Here is a 16685-nt window from a genome sequence, read left to right as displayed (position 1 = left end):
GTCCGCGTCAGCCCTGCTTGCCGCCCGCCTCCATGATGGCCTTGAGGATCACCGCGTGGATCTGCGCCGGGTCGTCGACCTGGTGGCCCGAGCCGCCCGCGGCCTCGGCGATCTGCTGGACCTCGTCCTTGTCCGCGTCGGGGCCCACGGCGATCGCGATGATCGGCACCGGCTTCTCGGGATCGGAGAGCTCTTCGAGCTGGGAGACGAGGGAGCTGCGGGAGATGCTGCCGGGGTCCTGGTTGGCACCGTCCGTGAGGATCACCAGCGCGTTGAACTTGCCGCGCGCGTAGCCCGCCTGCGCGTCCTTGTAGGCGGCGAGCGTGGTGTCGTACAGGCCGGTGGCACCGCCGGGGACGGGTTGCAGGCCGCTGAACGCGGCGGACAGTCGGTCGCGGTGGGTCGCGCCGCCCTTGCGTTCGCCGAGCCGCTCGGTGGGCTGGAGCTTGCGGTAGTCGCGGGTGCCGTCCAGCTGCGTGGCGAACTCCCAGAGGCCGATCTCGTCCTCGTCCGTGAAGCCCGCGAGGGCCTGGAGCAGCGAGGACTTGGTGACCTCCATACGCGACTGGTCGCGCCCCGGCACCAGTTGGCGCATGGACTCCGACGCGTCGACGACGGTGTTGAGCCGGGCGCTCTGGACTGTGATGGTCCACATGCCCAGGGTCTCCTGGATCTCCTTGTCCGACGGCGGCTCGGTGGCGTCGGCGGCGTAGGGCTGCGGGGTGCGCCCGCCGGCCGCGGTGACCAGCCGGTCCGACGGCTGGTCGGGTTCGGTCCTGAAGCCGTGCTTCGCCAGGATCCGCTGCCCTTCCTCGTCGCTGAACATGGTCATGAAGCGCAGGGCCGCGCGGCTCAGGTCGGTGGACATGCCGGCGTCGTCGACCAGCGCGTACGGGTAGTCGAGGCGGGGTGAGCCGTCCTTGGGGTAGAAGAGGTCGAGGCCGTCCTCCTCGCCCGCCGACGCGTTGTGCGTGAACGCGGCCTGCTCGGAGACGATCAGCGCCTGATTGCTCCGGGCCTTGCCCTTCCCCGCCCCTTTCGCGGCCAGCGTGTCCAGGAGCCGGGCATCGCTCTTCGTGGTGCGGGTGGACAGCGCCTTGGCGAGTGCGGCGGCCTGCGTGTCGCCCTCCTTGCCGCCCTGCTTCTTCGCCGACGCGCCGATCTTGGAGAGGGCCAGCAGGCCGGTCGCGCTGCGGGCCGGGTCGGCGGCGCCCAGGCGCAGCTTGTCGCTCTTCATGGCCGCGGCGGTCAACTCCGGCCACGCGTACGTCTTCTTGGGCCAGCCAAGGGACTCGGCGGCGGACGGCAGCATGCCGATGCCGACGGGCGACGAGGCGATGTTGCCCGCGGGGGAGACCTTGGTCTGCTTGGTGCCGAGGCCGGCGCGCTGCACCCATATGTCGGAGTCCGGTACCCACACGTCGTACGCCGGATCGGCCTTGCCCGACCGGAGTTCCTCGGCGACCTCGTACGAATCGCGGGCGGCCACCCGCACGTCGATGCAGCGCCCGTCGGAGGTGATCTCCTTCTCGCGGGCCTCGTCGGCGGCCTCGCGCAGGGCCGGGGTCACGTCGGGTGCGGCGACCACGTCCAGGCGCACCGCGTCGTCGTCGCAGGAGCCGCCGAAGGAGAGCAGGCCGCTGCGCGCCGCCACCGCCGTGCCCCCCGCCACCACGAGAACGAGAGCCGTGGCGATGGCGACCGTGCGGCCGCGGGTGCGCGGTCGGGGGCCGGGCGTACCGGTCCCGTCCTCATCGGGCAAGCTGTGACGTCCCATGGCGGTGGTGCCCCTCCTTGAGTGATGAAGCAAGGAAAGAGGGGGCGGGACGCCCGCAGTCGGCGTCCGTCCCCCTCGGCCTGTCGCGCACGATCTTCGTAACTTCTTTCGAGACCCTAGCGGGACGAGGATGGGGATGAGGCGGGATTACTCAACTGGAGGCGTAAGTGCAAGCGGAGCCGGGGCCGATGGCCGGTTCTTTTCCCACGGGCGGGCCCTCGCGACGGATCCTCCGGGACGAGACGCTGCTCGTCCTGGCGCTCTCGCTCGGCGCGAGCGGTGTGTCCGCGCTGATCAGCTTTGTCGGATCGGTCACCAAACCGGGCGGTCTCAAGGACCAGGCGGCCACCATGAACGCCTCGGCGGCGCCGGGGCGGCCATGGCTTGATCTAGCGTGGCAACTGTTCGGCATCGCGAGCGCGTTGGTGCCGGTCGCGCTCGTCGCACACTTCCTGCTGCGCGAGGGGAGCGGCTTCCGGGCGATCGGATTCGACCGGACGCGGCCGTGGCCGGACCTGGGACGCGGCACCGCGATCGCCGCCGTGATCGGCAGCTTCGGCATCGCCTTCTACCTGGCGGCCCGGGGGCTCGGCTTCAACCTCACGGTGGTGCCGGAGGCGCTGCCCGACGTGTGGTGGAAGTACCCGGTCCTCGTGCTCTCCGCGGTGCAGAACGCGGTCCTTGAGGAAGTCATCGTGGTCGGCTATCTGCTGCGCAGGTTCGGGCAGTTGGGGTGGACGCCGATGGCCGCGCTGGTGGGCAGCTCGGTGCTGCGCGGCTCGTACCACCTGTATCAGGGCATCGGCGGGTTCATCGGGAACGTGGCGATGGGTGTGGTCTTCGCGCTGCTCTACCGCAGGTGGGGGCGGGTCGGGCCGCTGGTGGTGGCCCACTCCCTGCTCGACATCGGGGCGTTCGTCGGATACGCCCTGCTCGCGGGGAAGGTGGGGTGGCTGCCTACGCCGTCGTAGGCAGCGCCCGGGGAGCGGTGCCTGGTGAGCGGTGCCCGGTGTCAGGCGAAGAGTTCGCCCTCGATGACCGTGACCGCGCGGCCGGTCAGCAGGGTGCGGTCGCCGCGCAGGCGCGTGCGGACCAGACCGGTGCGGGGTGAGGCCTGCAAGCCCGTCAGGTCCGTACGGCCGAGGCGCTCGGACCAGAACGGGGCGAGCGCGGTGTGGGCGCTGCCCGTCACCGGGTCCTCGTCGATGCCGACGCGCGGGAAGAAGCCGCGGGAGACGAAGTCGTAGCCGCGCGAGGGGTCTTCGGCCCGCGCCGTGACGATGATGCCGCGCTCGGAGTGGGCGATGAGGGCCTTGTGGTCGGGGGTGAGCGCCCGGACCGTCTTCTCGTCGGCGACCTCGACCAGCAGATCGCCGATGAGGTGACCGGTGTCGTACGCGGAGAGCGGCTCCGCGCCGAGCGCCTCCGCGACGCCGTCGGGCGCGTCGGTCGCGACGAGCGGCGCGGTCGGGAAGTCGAGGGTGAGGGAGCCGTCCTCGTGGGGCGTCGCCGTGAGCACGCCGCTGCGGGTGGCGAAGCGGACGGGGCCGGTGGCGCCGCCGATGGCACCGGTGGTGTGCAGGACGTGTGCCGTGGCCAAAGTGGCATGGCCGCACATGTTCACCTCGGTGGCGGGCGTGAACCAGCGCAGCGCCCAGTCCGCGTCGCCGCCCTCGGGCAGGCGGTGCGCGAAGGCGGTCTCGGCGTGGTTGACCTCCCTGGCCACGTGCTGAAGCCAGGCGTCGTCGGGGAAGGCGTCGAGGAGGAGCACTCCCGCCGGGTTGCCCGCGAAGGGGCGGTCGGTGAAGGCGTCGACGATGCGGATGCGGTGCGAAGGGGTCGGCATGCTGTCGACGGTAGAGGTCCAATGAAGGCGTCGACCAAGGCCAATTCTTGGTTTGTGGACCTCCTTTTTGTGGACCTCTTTTTGGACGGGGCGGCGGCGGAAGCGGGCACGCCCCGGGTGCCGGTGAGTGGCGCCCGGGGCGTGCCCGCTTTTGCCGCCCCGCTGCTCGTGCCGGTTATCCGTGCTGGCCGACCTGGTAGCCGCCCGCGGGCTGCTGGGTCATGACGTTCAGGCGGTTGAAGGCGTTGATGAGCGCGATGACGGTGACCAGCGCGGTGAGCTCGTCCTCGTCGTAGTGCTTGGCGGCGTTCGCCCATGCCTCGTCGGTGACGCCGCCTGCCGCGTCGGCGATGCGGGTGCCCTGCTCCGCGAGCTCCAGGGCGGCGCGCTCGGCCTCGGTGAACACGGTGGCCTCACGCCACACGGCGACCAGGTTGAGGCGCAGCGCGGTCTCCCCGGCGTGCGCGGCCTCCTTGGTGTGCATGTCGATGCAGCCCGCGCAGCCGTTGATCTGGCTGGCGCGGATCTTCACCAGCTCCTGCGTGGTGGCCGACAGCGTCGATTCGGCGAGCACGCCGTGGGCGGCGATGACGTGCTTGAGGGCCTTGGCGCCGTGCGGGCTGGCGAGGGGGTTGAGGCGGGCTTCCATGGTGCGCTCCTGGGGTGTCGTCGTTGCGTATGCCCTGTAGACGGAGCGAGCGCGGGCGGTTGTGACATGGCGGAGTGTGGCGTGCGTCTCGTATGCGGTGAGGGGCGCCGCTGCCGCGACGGGGACCGCTGTCGCGACGGGCACCCCTGCCGCGAATGGGTGCCGCGCTGACCTGCGGGTGGCGTTCCTTGTCGGCCGGGGGGGTTGCCAGTCGAACAGTTCCGATATATCGTTGAGGCATCGCGACAGATACGCGACAGATCAAAGATCGAACTTCCGCCGCAGGCGGATCGAGCAGAGAATCAAGGAGTGATCGCTATGCGTTCCCACGGTTTTGAACACGAGCACGGACGCGGCCGCCACGGTGGCCCCCAGGGCCGCGAAGGTTTCGGCCGAGAAGGATTCGAAGGACGGCGCGGGGCGTTCGGCCCGTTCGGTCCCGGCTTCGGGGGCCCCGGTGGTCCTTGGGGCGGCGGCCGTGGCGGGCGTGGCGGCCCGCGCGGAAGGGCGCGGCGCGGCGACGTACGCGCGTCGATCCTGGCCCTCCTCAAGGACCGGCCCATGCACGGCTACGAGATGATCCAGGAGATCGCCGAGCGCAGCGGCGGGGCGTGGAAGCCCAGCCCCGGTTCGGTCTACCCGACCCTCCAGCTCCTGGAGGACGAGGGCCTGATCAGCAGCGCGAGCGAGGGCGGCAAGAAGCTCTTCTCGCTCACGGAGGCCGGTACCGAGGCGGCCGAGGAAGGTCCCGAGGCGCCCTGGGAGGAAGCCGGGCGCGGGGTCGACTGGGACACGCTGAACGAGATCCGGCAGGCCGGCTTCGGTCTGATGGAGGCGTTCGGCCAGGTCTGGAAGACCGGCAGCAAGGAGCAGCGCGAGAAGGCGCTCACGGTCATCAACGACGCCCGCAAGAAGCTGTACCTGATCCTCGCCGATGAGGACTGAGGTGGCCGGGGCCGACGGCCCCCACCACAGATGAGGCGCCCCCACGATGTGTGCGGGGCGCCTCGTCGTCGTACGGGATCGTGCTGTCCGCGGCGTGTCAGGTCACCAGGTCCCGCAGCGTGGCGTGTCAGGCCACCAGGCCCCGCAGCTTGCGCAGCGATTCGTCGAGCGCGGCGGTCGCCGAGTCCTTCAGCTTGCCCGCCATGAGGGAGACCGCGGCGCCGGTGAACTCGCCCTCGATGCGGACCAGGGTGGCCGTTCCCTCGGGGGCGAGCGTGTAGCGGGTGCCGACGTTGACGCCCATCGGGCCCTTGCCCCTGATGGCCAGGGTGCGAGCGGTCTCCAGTTCCTCGATGGTCCAGTTGACCTCGGCAGGGAAGCCCATCAGCTTCATGTTCTCCGCGAAGGTGCCGCCCACCTCCAGCGTGCTGGGGCCGCCCTTGGGGAAGCTGGTGTGCGTGGAGTTCCACTCGCCGTACGAGGAGAAGTCGGTGAGCTGGGCCCAGACCTTCTCGGCGGGGGCGTCGATCCGTGCTTCCGCGCTGACTTCGGCCATGCGGCCACCTCTTCCCGTCGGGCGCTGCGACGGCCGCAGCTACGGTGTCGCGGAACGTAGCGGCAGGGCCTGGAACATTCAATACTGATGAACCGTCAGATCTGGCTGAATGGGGGTTGGGGTACTGTTCCTTTGCCCCGCGACGGACGCGGGCGACGGCTCAGGGAGGTGAGACCCATTACCGCAGTGGCTGGTCGGGTGCTCTCCTTTCGCGACCGCGCGGTTCACCCGGCATAGGTGACCGAGGGAGCCCCATCGGGATCCCGGAAGGTTTTCTACTCGTGTCGGTTTCACAGTCCCCGTCTTCTCCTTCTTCACCTCCTTCTCCGTCTTCTCCGCCGTTGTCCTTCCCCTCCGTCGTCGCCGAGCTGCGCGCCGCTGGGTGCGTCTTCGCCGAGGACGAGGCGGAATTGCTGACCTCCGCCGCGCGCACCCCGGCCGAACTGGCCGACCTGGTGGCGCGCAGGGCCGGCGGACTTCCCCTCGAACACGTCCTCGGCTGGGCCGAGTTCCGCGGACTGCGGATCGCGGTGGACCCCGGCGTCTTCGTGCCACGCCGCCGTACCGAGTTCCTCGTCGAACGGGCCGTCGCGCTCGCCGGACAGGAAGGCGTGGGCCCCGGGCTCGCAGTCGTCGATCTGTGCTGCGGATCGGGCGCGCTCGGTGCCGCGCTCGCCGCCGCCCTCGGCCCGGTCGAACTGCACGCCGCCGACATCGACCCCGCCGCGGTGCGCTGTGCTCGCCGCAATGTCGCGGCCGCCGGGGGCGCGGTCTACGAGGGCGACCTCTACGAGCCGCTGCCCGCCGCGCTCCGCGGCCGCGTCGGCATTCTGCTGGCCAACGTCCCCTACGTCCCCACCGAAGAGGTCGGTCTGCTGCCCGCCGAGGCGCGCGTCCACGAGGCGCGGGTGGCGCTGGACGGTGGCAGCGACGGCCTGGACGTGCTGCGCCGGGTGACCGGGGAGGCGGCCGGGTGGCTGGCGCCCGGCGGTCATCTGCTGTTCGAGACGAGCCAGGGCCAGGTGACGGCCGCGCGCGAGGCCGTCGAGCGTGCCGGGCTCGTGGCGCGCGTGGTCGAGGACGAGGAGCTGTACGCGACGGTGGTCATCGGCACGCGGCGTTCCGGCCGGGGCGCGGATGTGCCGGGCACGGGGTGAGTACTCGTGGGGCGCGCGATGGGGCGGGACGCAGGCACGGAGTGAGTACGGGTAGGGCGGGCGCGGCACGGAGTGAGTACGGGTAGGGTGGGCGCGGCATGGAGTGAGTGCCGGCGGAGTGCGCGGTGGGACGGTGGGGCGGTGCGGGGCTAGCCGACCCGTCGTATCACCGCCGCGTCGAAGAGGTCCGACGCCCTCGGGAACGGGCCCTCGTCGTGGCAGTGCCACGCCTCCCAGAACAGGTCGGCGAGCAGTGCGTCCTCAGGTGCGTACACCCGGTACACGTACTGCCTGCCGTCGATCGCCGGCAGGGCGACCATCCAGCACCTGCTCTCCATGCTTGTGGGACGAGCGGCACCGCACGATGGTTGCGCGGCGGGCGTGAGGCAAGGCGGCACGCGCCCCTGGGGGAAGATCGGGCGGATCTCATCCGTAAGGAGGACAACCGGCGCGTGCGTGCCCAACTTGCGTGGGACGCGAAGATGCTCCCCGCCGCCGATGCATATGCCCGCCGGGGTTGATGGGGTGGGAGTGTGCAAAGCCGTACCCCGCCGGGCGCCGAGCCCGGGTCCCCCCGCGCAGAACTCGATTCCAGGCTCAGTGCTGAGCTGGCGTCGGTGGTGGCCGGCGCGCGCCGGCGCGCGGTGCGTGACGGGGACCGGCAGATCGACACCGCGCATCTCCTGCACTCCCTGCTCGAATCCGACCCCGCGGTCCGGGCCGCCTTCGAGGACGGCGGGCAGGTGGTGCGGCTCCTCGGCTATCTCGTGCAGCGCAGCATCGGCTACGGCCTCCAGTGGCAGGGCACCGTCGAGGACTCCGGAGCGGTGCCGATGGTGACGGCGGTGAAGGAGGCGGGCTGGTCGCCAGCCGCCGCGACCGCTATGGAGATGGCCCTGGACCGCGCCGAGCTGCGCGGGGATCCGCGCGTCCTCGGCATGGATCTGCTCGCGGGGCTGGCCGCCGACCCCGAGTGCCGTGCGGTCGAGGTCCTCGGGCGGGCCGGCGTGGACGTGCCGAACCTGCTGGTCCGGGTCGAGGCCGGGTGTCAGGAGTACGCCGGGGGATACGGCACGGGCTGCTGATCCGCGGCCGGGCGGTGCCCGTGTCCGCCGATCGAGACAGGCGCCATAAGGGATGACGCTCATGACGTGTCCTGTCATGATGTGCCGGTGCAAGCGGCTCAGGGGATTCAGGGGACGGACAACAACCGGGGGAGAGGCGTCGGACTGGGGCTCGCCCTGGTGGCGGCGGTCGCCTTCGGCGGTTCCGGTGTCGCGGCGAAGCCGCTGATCGAAGCGGGCCTCGACCCGCTCCACGTGGTGTGGCTGCGGGTGGCGGGCGCCGCCCTGGTGATGCTGCCCGTGGCGTGGCGCCACCGCGGACTCGTACGGAACAGGCCCGCGCTGCTCGCCGGCTTCGGTCTCCTCGCCGTCGCGGGCGTCCAGGCCTTCTACTTCGCCGCCTTGTCGCGGATCCCCGTGGGCGTCGCGCTGCTCGTCGAATACCTCGCCCCCGCGCTCGTCCTCGGCTGGGTGCGCTTCGTGCAGCGGCGGCCGGTGACGCGCGCGGCCGCGCTCGGCGTGGTGCTCGCGGTCGGCGGGCTCGCCTGCGTCGTCGAGGTGTGGTCGGGCCTGAGTTTCGACGCCGTGGGACTGCTGCTCGCGCTCGGCGCCGCCTGCTGCCAGGTCGGCTACTTCGTCCTGTCCGACCAGGGCAGTGACGCGGGCGACGACGCCCCCGACCCGCTGGGCGTCATCGCGTACGGCCTGCTCGTCGGCACCGTCGTGCTGACCGTCGTCGCGCGCCCCTGGGGCATGGACTGGTCGGTGCTCACCGGGCACGCCGACCTCGACGGCACCTCCGTCCCCGCCTGGCTGCTGCTCGGCTGGATCGTGCTCGTCGCGACGGTCGTCGCCTACGTCACCGGCGTGCTGTCCGTGCGCAGGCTCTCGCCCCAGGTCGCGGGCGTGGTCGCCTGTCTGGAGGCCGTCGTCGCGACCGCACTGGCCTGGATCGTGCTCGGTGAGCACCTCTCCGCGCCGCAGATCGTCGGCGGCGCGGTCGTGCTCGTGGGCGCGTTCATCGCCCAGTCCGCCGCGCCCAGGGAAGCGGCGCCGCCCGCCGAGGCGGTGCTGCCCGTGGTGCCGGAGCAACCCGTAGTGCCGGAGGAACCCGCGGAGCCGGAGCATCCCGCGGAGCACGACGGCTCCACGGACCCTTCGGCGGCGGGTGGAGTTCCGGCATCCGATACGGAGTTGTCCCGCAGCGGCGGCGCCTCCTAGGGTGCGAACCATGCACGCACGAGCGCTCGTTCTTCCGCCCCCCGCCGCGTAGCGCGGGGCACCTCAAGGATCACGTCCAGGCCGGTGGCCTGGCGGAACGGTGCTGCCCGCAGACGGAGCCCAGAGCCCATCTCTTCTGCGGAGAACTCTCGTGTCGAATGCCATCGCTACCCCTGGCCTGCCCGTCGGGCGTGGCCTCTTCTCTCTGATCGTCGCCGGAATCGCCTGGGGCACCGCGGGTGCCGCCGCGTCGCTGGTCTTCCGGGACAGCGACCTGGGGCCGGTGAGCCTCTCCTTCTGGCGCTGCGCGGGCGGCTTCGTGCTGCTGCTCGGCGCGCGTACGGTGCGGTCGCGCCGGACCAGGACGTACGAGGCGGCCGCTGAACCGCGAGGCCGCAGGGTCCTGCGGATCGTCGTGACCGGTGTGGCCCTTGCGGTGTTCCAGACCGCCTACTTCGCGGCCGTGCGGGAGACCGGCCTCGCGGTCGGCACGGTCGTCACCATGGGGTCGGGGCCCGTGCTCATCGCGCTCGGCGCCCGGCTCGCCATGGCGGAGCGGCTGGGGCGCGGCGGAGTGGTCGCCGTCGTGGGCGCGCTCGCCGGTCTCCTGGTGCTCGTCCTCGGTGGTGGCGAGGCGACCGTGCGGCCCGTCGGCGTCGTGTGGGGGCTCGTCTCCGGGGGTGCGTACGCGGCGATGACGCTGGTCACCCGGTGGTGGGGGCGGGACGGCGGCGCGGACTCGTCCGACACCACGGTCTGGGCGTTCGCCGTCGTCTCGCTCTGCCTGCTGCCGTTCGCGGGGGCCGAGGGCCTGGTGCCGCACACCGCGGAACCGGTGCGCGTGGGCGTCTACTTGCTGTACATCGCCGCCGTCCCGACGGCCGTCGCGTACGCGCTGTACTTCGCGGGGGCGGCCGTCGTGCGCTCCGCGACCGTCTCCGTGATCATGCTCCTCGAACCGGTGAGCGCCGCGGTCATCGCCGTCGCGCTGCTCGGCGAGGAGCTGACGGCGGCGACCGTGGCGGGCACGGTCCTGATGCTGGCCGCGGTGACGGGGCTCGCCGTCGCCGAGGCGCGGGGAGCGGTGGCCGCGCGGCGGGTGGCCGTACCCGCGTAGGCGAGGCGGCACGCGCGCGTGGGGCGCGGTCCGGGGGCAAGGGTGTGGTTCCTGCCCCCGGGGGCTGCCGTCAGAGCAGGTAGTCCGGCACCTCGATGCCGGGGGCGAGGTCCGCGGCGGGGATCAGGGGGGCGTGGCCCTGGCTCAGCGGGACCACGCCGGCCCAGTGGGCGAGGTCCATGTCCTCCGGGTCGTCGTTCGGGCCGCCGGTGCGGGCCTTCGCCGACACCTCGTCGAGGTCGAGCCGGAGCACGGCGGTGGCCGCCAGTTCCTTGGCGTTGGCGGGGCGCGAGTCGGCCGCCCGGCCCGGCACGACGTGGTCGACCAGGGCGTCGAGCGCGGCCCGCTTCTCCTCCGGGTCCGTGACCTGGTGCGCGGTCCCGTGCACCACCACGGAGCGGTAGTTGATCGAGTGGTGGAAGGCCGAGCGGGCCAGGACGAGCCCGTCGACGTGCGTCACCGTGAGGCACACCTGGAGTCCGGGGTCCGTCTGCTCCTGGCCCGTGCCCGCCATCCGCAGCGGCCGCGATCCCGTCGAACCGTGCACATAGAGGCGGTCGCCGACGCGTCCGTAGAGGGTCGGCAGGACGACGGGGGCGCCGTCGCGCACGAAACCGAGGTGGCACACGTAGGCCTCGTCGAGTATCCGGTGGACCGACTCCTTGTCGTACGAAGCGCGTTCCTTCGAGCGGGTGGGGACGGTGCGGTCGGTCGGTGCGTAGGCGGCGCTGTCCTGCGAAGTGGTGTCCGTGGTGGTCTGCGTCGTCTGCATGGCCTCTCCCTGTGCTGCTTGCTCCGCGTGCTGTGCCGCGGGTCCGACGTGGTGCGCTGCTCCGTGCCGCGCCGCTCCACTGCGTCGACTTGGCACTTTGATTGCACTAGTGCATAATGTAGTTTGTGCTAGGAGAGTATCCGATCAGAGGCCGACGCGCAGCTGAAATCGCTGCCAGCGTGGAGAGTGCCGTGGGCGACGGCGGCCTGGAACCCGGGCAACTGCTGCCGCCCATGAGGGAGTTGGCGGAGCGCCTGGGGGTCAATCCCAATACCGTGGCGGCCGCCTATCGCACCCTGCGCGAACGCGGGGTGATCGAGACCTCGGGCCGGCGCGGCAGCCGCATCCGTCCCAAGCCCGCCACGACGGCCCGTGAGGCGATCCGGGTGGACGCGCCGCCCGGGGTGCGGAACGTCTCCAAGGGCAACCCCGACCCTCGGCTGCTGCCCGCGCTCGCCGACGCGTTCGCGGCGGCCGCGGCGCAGGGCGACAAGGAACCCGTGCTCTACGGAGAGGCCGCCGTGGACGAGGACCTCGCCCGGCACGCGCGGGCGGCCTTCGATGCCGACGGCGTCCCCGACGGGCCCGTCGCCGTCACCTCCGGATCGCTCGACGCCATCGAACGGGTGCTCGCGGCCCACCTCAAGCCAGGCGACGCGGTGGCCGTGGAGGACCCCGGCTGGGGCAGCCTGCTCGACCTCGTGTCGGCCCTCGGGCTGCGCGCGGTCCCGGTCGGCGTGGACGACGAGGGGCCGCTCCCCGCCGACGTGGAACGGGCGCTGGCGGGCGCCGCCCGCGCGGCCATCGTCACGGACCGCGCCCAGAACCCCACGGGGGCCGCGGTAGGCGCCACACGCGCGCGTGCCCTGCGCAAGGTGTTCGCGGCCCACAAGGACGTGCTGCTCATCGAGGACGACCACGGCCACGGCATCGTCGACCTGCCGCTGCGTCCGCTGGCGGGCGTGACCCGCAGTTGGGCCCTGGTCCGCTCCACCGCCAAGGCGTACGGCCCCGACCTGAGGCTCGCCGTCCTCACGGGGGACCGCGTCACGGTCGACAGGCTGCAGGGGCGGCAGCGGCTCGGACCGGGCTGGGTGAGCCTGGTGCAGCAGCGTGCCGTCGTGCGGTTGTGGACCGGTGGCGCGGTGGACGCGCGCGTGGTGGCCGCCTCCTACGGGCGGCGCAGGGACGCGCTGATCGCGGCGCTCGCCGAACGCGGCATTCCCGCGTACGGGCGCAGCGGGATGAACGTGTGGATCCCGGTGCCGGACGAGACCGGGGCGGTCGCCAGGCTGCTGCACGCCGGGTGGGCGGTCGCCCCGGGGGCCCGCTTCCGGCTGAGCGCGCCGCCCGGTGTGCGCATCACCGTGGCGGCACTCGCCGACGAGGACATCCCGGTGGTGGCGGACGCCGTCGCCGCCGCGACGGGACCTGCTCCGGCGCGGCGTTACGACTGAGGGGGCGCCCCGCGGAGGGCAAGCGCGCCCCGACTCGGGGTGCTGTCACGTCCTACGGAGGGACTTGGTCGCAGTGGCGCGCGGCCGGGACTGGGTGAGGGCCGCGCCCGCCAGGACGATCACCGCGCCGACCGGCGTCGACCAGCTCAGGGACTCGCCGAGCACGGCGATGCCCGCGGCGGTCGCGATGACCGGGATGAAGTACGTGACCATCTGGGCGGTGGTCGGGCCGATCTCGGCGACCAGGGCGTACTGGAGCAGGAAGGCGACCCCCGTACCCAGGGCGCCGAGAGCCACGATCGCGAGCAGCGGGACGACGGGGAAACGCGTCGGCATCGAGGTGAACAGCGGGGTCACCACGGCCAGTTCGACGGTCGCGACGAGCAACTGGGCGCCGGACAGGGAGAGGTTCGAATGCCCCGTCCCCGCCAGGGTGCGGCGCACGTAGATCCAGCCGATCGGGTAGCTGAGCGAGGCGAGCAGCGCCATCGCCGTGCCGCGCGGATCGAGCCCGCTGAAGCCCTGCCAGACGCCGAGCACGGTCAGGACCCCGAAGAAGCCGATGCCCAGGCCCGCGACCCGGCGCCGCGTGGGCCGGTCCTCGGAGAGGGCGATCAGGGAGAGCGCCATGCCCCAGAGTGGCGACGTGGCGTTGCAGATCCCCGCGAGGGTGGACGGGATCGTCAGCTCCGCGTACGCGAAGAGCGAGAACGGCAGGGCGTTGAGCAGGAGCGCGGCGACGGCGAGATGGCCCCAGGTCCGGGCGCCGCGCGGCAGCCGCTGCCGCTTCACGACGAGCACCGCGGCGATTACCGCGGTGCCGAACACGAGCCGCCCCAACGTCACTTGGAAGGGCGCGTACCCGTCCGTGCCGACCTTGATGAGCAGGAAGCTGAAGCCCCAGATCAGCGAGAGGATGCCGAAGCGGATGCGCCAGTCGAGGGCGGAGCGCCCCGCTGCCGCGGGAGCGGCGCCGAGCGGGGAAGAGGGAGCGGTGAGGGAGGCGGTGACCTTGTGGCCGGTGGCCGGGGGAGTCGCGGTGGCCGGCCGGGACGGCGGGGTGACGGTGCTCATGCGTCTCACGATGCGCCCGGCGATCTCTTAGCACAAGCGAGATTTCTTGCCCGGTATCGCGTAGCATCGCTTACATGTTGAACCTGGAGCGGCTGCGCACCCTCGACGCCCTGGCCCGGCACGGCTCGGTGAGCGGTGCGGCCGCGGGCCTGCACGTGACGACGTCGGCGGTCTCGCAGCAGATGACCAAGCTGGAGCGCGAGGTGGGCCAGCAGCTCCTGGCGAAGAACGGCAGGGGGGTGCGCCTCACCGACGCGGGGCGCCTGCTCGCCGGGCATGCCGCGCGGATCCTCTCGCAGGTCGAGCTCGCCCAGGCCGACCTGGAGGAGCAGCGCGGCAAGGCGGTCGGCGAGCTGCGCATGTCGGCCTTCCCGACCGCCATGCGCGGACTGATGCCCGCCACGCTGTCCGCGCTGCGCGCCGACCACCCGGGGCTGCGCGTCGGCTGTCACGAGATGGAGCCGATGCTCGCGGTCGCCGCGGTGGTGCGCGGCGACGTCGACCTTGCGGTCGTCCTCGACTGGTACAACAAGCCGATGCCGATCCCGGACGGCCTCGTCAAGGCTCCCCTCCTCGACGACCCCGCCGATGTCGCGATGCCGGTGGCGCACCCGCTCGCGGACCGCGCGGAGGTGGACCTCGAGGAGTTCGCGGACGACGAGTGGATCACCTGGGGTGAGGGCGAGTTCTGCCACGAGTGGCTCATGTTCACGCTGCGCGGCAAGGGCATAGAGCCCCGTATCGCGCACCGCGCGGAGGAGCATCACACGCAGCTCGCCCTGGTCGCGGCGGGCCTCGGGGTGTGCGTGGCACCGCAGTTGGGCCGCGACCCGATGCCTCCGGGCGTCCGCACGGTGCCGGTGCGGCACCGGGTGCGGCGCCATGTGTACGTGGTGTGGCGGGCGGACGCCGACCGCCGGCCTTCGATCAGGGCGGCGGTGGGGGCGTTGCGGGCGGCGGGGGCGGGGTTGCGGTAGCCCTCCGGGTGGGGCGGGGATTGTCGTGGGTCGGAACCGGGTGGCCCCGGCTGGTCGGGTCGGGTGAGCGCTTTGTGGGGGCCGCCTTGGGTTGTTTGGCGTCTGCGGGTTTGGCGTGGTTGGCCGCGCAGTTCCCCGCGCCCCTTACGGGGCCGCCCGTCGGGTGGGGTGGTCGGGTGATTGGCGTCTGCCGGATTCGTGTGGCTGGGCGCGCAGTTCCCCGCGCCCCTTTGGGGGCCGTCCTCCGGGCCGGGAGCTAGAGGGTTGCCAGTTTTCTGAAGTCCCAGGAAGTGATCGCGTCCGGGGTCAGGCGGATCCAGGCGTGGCGGCCGTCGTGGGGCATCGCGTCGAGGCCGAAGAGTTTCCGGGCGAACTCCCGCTCGGGGGCGTCGAGTTCCGGGCAGGGCTCGCCGCGTCGCGGGGACTCGCCGACGAACTCCACCGTGCCCGACAGCTCGACGCCGCGCAGCTCGTCGTACCCCACGCCCGTGTCGACCACCACGGCGATCCGCTGGTCCTGGCGGAGATCGGACCAGCGCTTGCTGCGGGTGATCGAGTAGAGCCACAGGGACGTGCCGTCCCAGACGAACCAGAGCGTGCTGACGTGCGGCGCGCCGTCGGGGGACACCGTCGCCACCCGGCAGGTGCGCTCCACGGTGAGGAACTCGTCGCGCTCCTCCGGCGTCATCATGATGCGGCGGCCCCTGCGCTGTGTGACGGCCATGCGTCGTCCTCCCGTGCTGAGTGGGCACAGTCGTGGCCGACCGCGCGCGAGTATCCGTACGAACAAAGCGACCTGACTGTGCGTCAGGGAATCATGCGGGCTCTTCCTTCGTGGCGCAATGGCCGTTAGCCTCGCGCGGATTCCGGGCGCCGGATGTCCCGGACGTCCGCGACCTGCGACAGGGGAAGCCATGCCGTCGTACGAACAGCTCAGGGAACTCCTCGACCCGGCCTGCACGGCCCTGTTGACCGTCGAGTGCCAGCAGGGCGTCGTGGGAACGGAGAGCGCGCTGCCCGAACTCGCCGAGCAGGCACGGGTGTCCGGGGCCCTCGGCAACGTCGCGCGGCTCGTGGCGGCGGCCCACCACAGCGGCGTACAGGTGCTGCACGCGGTCGCCGAGCGGCGCCCCGACGGGCGCGGCGCCAACCACAACGCCCGGCTCTTCCGCGCCGCGGCTCGGCTTCCCGTGCAGCAGATCTCCGGGACGACCGCGGTCCGGATCGCCCCGCCGATCGAGGTGGCGGAGGAGGACTTCGTCGTACGACGACTGCACGGCCTGTCGCCGATCGCGGGCACCGACGTCGATCCGCTGCTGCGCAACCTGGGCTGCCGCACGCTCATCGTCACCGGCGTCTCGGCGAATGTCGCCATCCCGAACGCCGTGTTCGACGCGGTGAACCTGGGCTACGGCGCCGTCGTCCCCGCCGACGCCATCGCGGGCGTGCCCGCCGACTACACGCCCGCGATGGTCCGCAACACCCTCGCCCTGGTCGCCACCGTCACCACCACCGAGGACGTGCTCGGCGCGTGGAAGCGGCCCTACTGAGCCGCATGCGGGTGGCAGGGCCCGCGGTGGACGTCAGGCCAGCTTGATCGAGTCGCCGTCCACCGAGATGTCCGCGGGCGGCAGTGGACTCGGCGCGGGCGGGTTCTTCACACTGCCGTCGGCGATGCTGAACTTGCTCCCGTGGCAGGGGCAGTTGATGGTGCCGCCCTCGATGCTCGTCACCGGGCACCCTTTGTGCGTGCAGCGGTTCGAGAACGCCTTGAACTCGCCCTTGGTCGGCTGGGTGACCACGACGCCCTGGTCCTTGAAGATCTTGCCGCCGCCGACGGGAATGTCCGAGGTGCTGGCGAGTACGGCCCCACCGGCACCGCCCTTCTCGGGCGCGTTCGATCCCGTGGGCTCGGCGGAGTCCGTGGCGTCACCGCCGCCGCACGCGGTGAGTGCGGCGGCGAACCCCGCGGCGCCGAGCGTGGCCACGACGGTGCGGCGGCACGGTCCCGAGGGGGACGTGGCGTGACCGGAGGTGGGCATGTCGTGAGTCGTCATGTCCAGTGGTACGCGG

General features: G+C 72.3%; 18 protein-coding genes. 9 read left to right on the top strand and 9 right to left on the bottom strand.

What is annotated here, in order from left to right; genetic code table 11:
* Positions 1 to 7 precede the first annotated feature (7 nt).
* Entirely contained in the window at positions 8 to 1777 is a 1770-nt protein-coding gene (locus ACIO9J_RS05550; protein ID WP_401992913.1) for a substrate-binding and VWA domain-containing protein, read from the bottom strand.
* A 167-nt stretch (positions 1778 to 1944) separates the two neighbouring features.
* On the opposite strand from ACIO9J_RS05550, the gene ACIO9J_RS05545 reads away from it, so the two are divergent.
* Positions 1945 to 2748, top strand: coding sequence for a CPBP family intramembrane glutamic endopeptidase (locus ACIO9J_RS05545; RefSeq protein WP_401992911.1), 804 nt, complete (start codon positions 1945 to 1947; stop codon positions 2746 to 2748).
* Positions 2749 to 2789: 41 nt separating this feature from the next.
* On the opposite strand, the gene ACIO9J_RS05540 is transcribed toward ACIO9J_RS05545, so the two are convergent.
* A complete protein-coding gene (locus ACIO9J_RS05540) occupies positions 2790 to 3623 on the bottom strand; it encodes a PhzF family phenazine biosynthesis protein (protein WP_401992908.1) in 834 nt (277 codons plus the stop codon).
* Positions 3624 to 3798: 175 nt separating this feature from the next.
* Positions 3799 to 4272 (bottom strand): carboxymuconolactone decarboxylase family protein, encoded by a 474-nt coding sequence (locus ACIO9J_RS05535; RefSeq protein WP_401992905.1) that lies wholly within the window; start codon positions 4270 to 4272, stop codon positions 3799 to 3801.
* A gap of 318 nt (positions 4273 to 4590) precedes the next feature.
* Here ACIO9J_RS05535 and ACIO9J_RS05530 point away from each other — a divergent pair, with 318 nt between their 5' ends.
* Positions 4591 to 5217, top strand: a complete 627-nt coding sequence (locus tag ACIO9J_RS05530) for a PadR family transcriptional regulator (protein WP_401992902.1) — start codon at positions 4591 to 4593, stop codon at positions 5215 to 5217.
* A gap of 127 nt (positions 5218 to 5344) precedes the next feature.
* Here ACIO9J_RS05530 and ACIO9J_RS05525 read toward each other — a convergent pair whose 3' ends face one another.
* A complete protein-coding gene (locus ACIO9J_RS05525; protein ID WP_401992899.1) occupies positions 5345 to 5773 on the bottom strand; it encodes an SRPBCC family protein in 429 nt (142 codons plus the stop codon).
* A gap of 341 nt (positions 5774 to 6114) precedes the next feature.
* Here ACIO9J_RS05525 and ACIO9J_RS05520 point away from each other — a divergent pair, with 341 nt between their 5' ends.
* On the top strand, positions 6115 to 6930 hold the full coding sequence (locus ACIO9J_RS05520) for a putative protein N(5)-glutamine methyltransferase (protein ID WP_401992896.1): 816 nt from the start codon (positions 6115 to 6117) through the stop codon (positions 6928 to 6930).
* A gap of 149 nt (positions 6931 to 7079) precedes the next feature.
* On the opposite strand, the gene ACIO9J_RS05515 is transcribed toward ACIO9J_RS05520, so the two are convergent.
* Positions 7080 to 7268, bottom strand: coding sequence for a hypothetical protein (locus ACIO9J_RS05515; RefSeq protein WP_401992893.1), 189 nt, complete (start codon positions 7266 to 7268; stop codon positions 7080 to 7082).
* A 195-nt stretch (positions 7269 to 7463) separates the two neighbouring features.
* Here ACIO9J_RS05515 and ACIO9J_RS05510 point away from each other — a divergent pair, with 195 nt between their 5' ends.
* The 3 genes from ACIO9J_RS05510 (at position 7464) to ACIO9J_RS05500 (ending at position 10332) form a co-directional block, all read left to right on the top strand.
* A complete protein-coding gene (locus ACIO9J_RS05510) occupies positions 7464 to 8015 on the top strand; it encodes a Clp protease N-terminal domain-containing protein (RefSeq protein ID WP_401992890.1) in 552 nt (183 codons plus the stop codon).
* 87 nt (positions 8016 to 8102) lie between these two features.
* Positions 8103 to 9215, top strand: a complete 1113-nt coding sequence (locus ACIO9J_RS05505) for an EamA family transporter (protein ID WP_401992888.1) — start codon at positions 8103 to 8105, stop codon at positions 9213 to 9215.
* A 151-nt stretch (positions 9216 to 9366) separates the two neighbouring features.
* A complete protein-coding gene (locus tag ACIO9J_RS05500) occupies positions 9367 to 10332 on the top strand; it encodes a DMT family transporter (RefSeq protein ID WP_401992885.1) in 966 nt (321 codons plus the stop codon).
* A gap of 70 nt (positions 10333 to 10402) precedes the next feature.
* On the opposite strand, the gene ACIO9J_RS05495 is transcribed toward ACIO9J_RS05500, so the two are convergent.
* Positions 10403 to 11104 carry a pyridoxamine 5'-phosphate oxidase family protein gene (locus ACIO9J_RS05495; RefSeq protein ID WP_401992882.1) on the bottom strand — a complete coding sequence of 234 codons (702 nt, stop codon included), beginning with the start codon at positions 11102 to 11104 and terminating at the stop codon, positions 10403 to 10405.
* A 125-nt stretch (positions 11105 to 11229) separates the two neighbouring features.
* On the opposite strand from ACIO9J_RS05495, the gene ACIO9J_RS05490 reads away from it, so the two are divergent.
* On the top strand, positions 11230 to 12561 hold the full coding sequence (locus tag ACIO9J_RS05490) for an aminotransferase class I/II-fold pyridoxal phosphate-dependent enzyme (protein ID WP_401992879.1): 1332 nt from the start codon (positions 11230 to 11232) through the stop codon (positions 12559 to 12561).
* A 45-nt stretch (positions 12562 to 12606) separates the two neighbouring features.
* Here ACIO9J_RS05490 and ACIO9J_RS05485 read toward each other — a convergent pair whose 3' ends face one another.
* Positions 12607 to 13635 carry a DMT family transporter gene (locus tag ACIO9J_RS05485; protein WP_401992876.1) on the bottom strand — a complete coding sequence of 343 codons (1029 nt, stop codon included), beginning with the start codon at positions 13633 to 13635 and terminating at the stop codon, positions 12607 to 12609.
* Between the two features lie 74 nt (positions 13636 to 13709).
* Between ACIO9J_RS05485 and ACIO9J_RS05480 the strand changes: the two genes are divergently transcribed.
* Positions 13710 to 14612 carry a LysR family transcriptional regulator gene (locus tag ACIO9J_RS05480; RefSeq protein WP_401992873.1) on the top strand — a complete coding sequence of 301 codons (903 nt, stop codon included), beginning with the start codon at positions 13710 to 13712 and terminating at the stop codon, positions 14610 to 14612.
* A 256-nt stretch (positions 14613 to 14868) separates the two neighbouring features.
* Here the strand turns inward: ACIO9J_RS05480 and ACIO9J_RS05475 are convergent, their stop codons facing one another.
* Positions 14869 to 15336 carry a pyridoxamine 5'-phosphate oxidase family protein gene (locus tag ACIO9J_RS05475; RefSeq protein WP_401992870.1) on the bottom strand — a complete coding sequence of 156 codons (468 nt, stop codon included), beginning with the start codon at positions 15334 to 15336 and terminating at the stop codon, positions 14869 to 14871.
* Between the two features lie 190 nt (positions 15337 to 15526).
* Between ACIO9J_RS05475 and ACIO9J_RS05470 the strand changes: the two genes are divergently transcribed.
* Positions 15527 to 16162 (top strand): cysteine hydrolase, encoded by a 636-nt coding sequence (locus tag ACIO9J_RS05470; protein WP_401992867.1) that lies wholly within the window; start codon positions 15527 to 15529, stop codon positions 16160 to 16162.
* Between the two features lie 33 nt (positions 16163 to 16195).
* Here ACIO9J_RS05470 and ACIO9J_RS05465 read toward each other — a convergent pair whose 3' ends face one another.
* Positions 16196 to 16669 carry a Rieske (2Fe-2S) protein gene (locus ACIO9J_RS05465; protein ID WP_401992864.1) on the bottom strand — a complete coding sequence of 158 codons (474 nt, stop codon included), beginning with the start codon at positions 16667 to 16669 and terminating at the stop codon, positions 16196 to 16198.
* Between the last annotated feature and the right edge of the window lie 16 nt (positions 16670 to 16685).

This window comes from Streptomyces sp. NPDC087300, from assembly GCF_044744425.1.
Taxonomy (GTDB): domain Bacteria; phylum Actinomycetota; class Actinomycetes; order Streptomycetales; family Streptomycetaceae; genus Streptomyces.
Note: the sequence above shows the minus strand (reverse complement) of the source record. Positions and strands in the feature narration are given on the sequence as shown.

Coding starts and splice junctions, on each gene's coding strand:
- ACIO9J_RS05550 (WP_401992913.1), bottom strand. CDS start 1,777: ATGGGACGTCACAGCTTGCCCGATGAGGACGGGACCGGTACGCCCGGC.
- ACIO9J_RS05540 (WP_401992908.1), bottom strand. CDS start 3,623: ATGCCGACCCCTTCGCACCGCATCCGCATCGTCGACGCCTTCACCGAC.
- ACIO9J_RS05535 (WP_401992905.1), bottom strand. CDS start 4,272: ATGGAAGCCCGCCTCAACCCCCTCGCCAGCCCGCACGGCGCCAAGGCC.
- ACIO9J_RS05530 (WP_401992902.1), top strand. CDS start 4,591: ATGCGTTCCCACGGTTTTGAACACGAGCACGGACGCGGCCGCCACGGT.
- ACIO9J_RS05525 (WP_401992899.1), bottom strand. CDS start 5,773: ATGGCCGAAGTCAGCGCGGAAGCACGGATCGACGCCCCCGCCGAGAAG.
- ACIO9J_RS05515 (WP_401992893.1), bottom strand. CDS start 7,268: ATGGAGAGCAGGTGCTGGATGGTCGCCCTGCCGGCGATCGACGGCAGG.
- ACIO9J_RS05495 (WP_401992882.1), bottom strand. CDS start 11,104: ATGCAGACGACGCAGACCACCACGGACACCACTTCGCAGGACAGCGCC.
- ACIO9J_RS05485 (WP_401992876.1), bottom strand. CDS start 13,635: ATGAGCACCGTCACCCCGCCGTCCCGGCCGGCCACCGCGACTCCCCCG.
- ACIO9J_RS05480 (WP_401992873.1), top strand. CDS start 13,710: ATGTTGAACCTGGAGCGGCTGCGCACCCTCGACGCCCTGGCCCGGCAC.
- ACIO9J_RS05475 (WP_401992870.1), bottom strand. CDS start 15,336: ATGGCCGTCACACAGCGCAGGGGCCGCCGCATCATGATGACGCCGGAG.
- ACIO9J_RS05470 (WP_401992867.1), top strand. CDS start 15,527: ATGCCGTCGTACGAACAGCTCAGGGAACTCCTCGACCCGGCCTGCACG.
- ACIO9J_RS05465 (WP_401992864.1), bottom strand. CDS start 16,669: ATGACGACTCACGACATGCCCACCTCCGGTCACGCCACGTCCCCCTCG.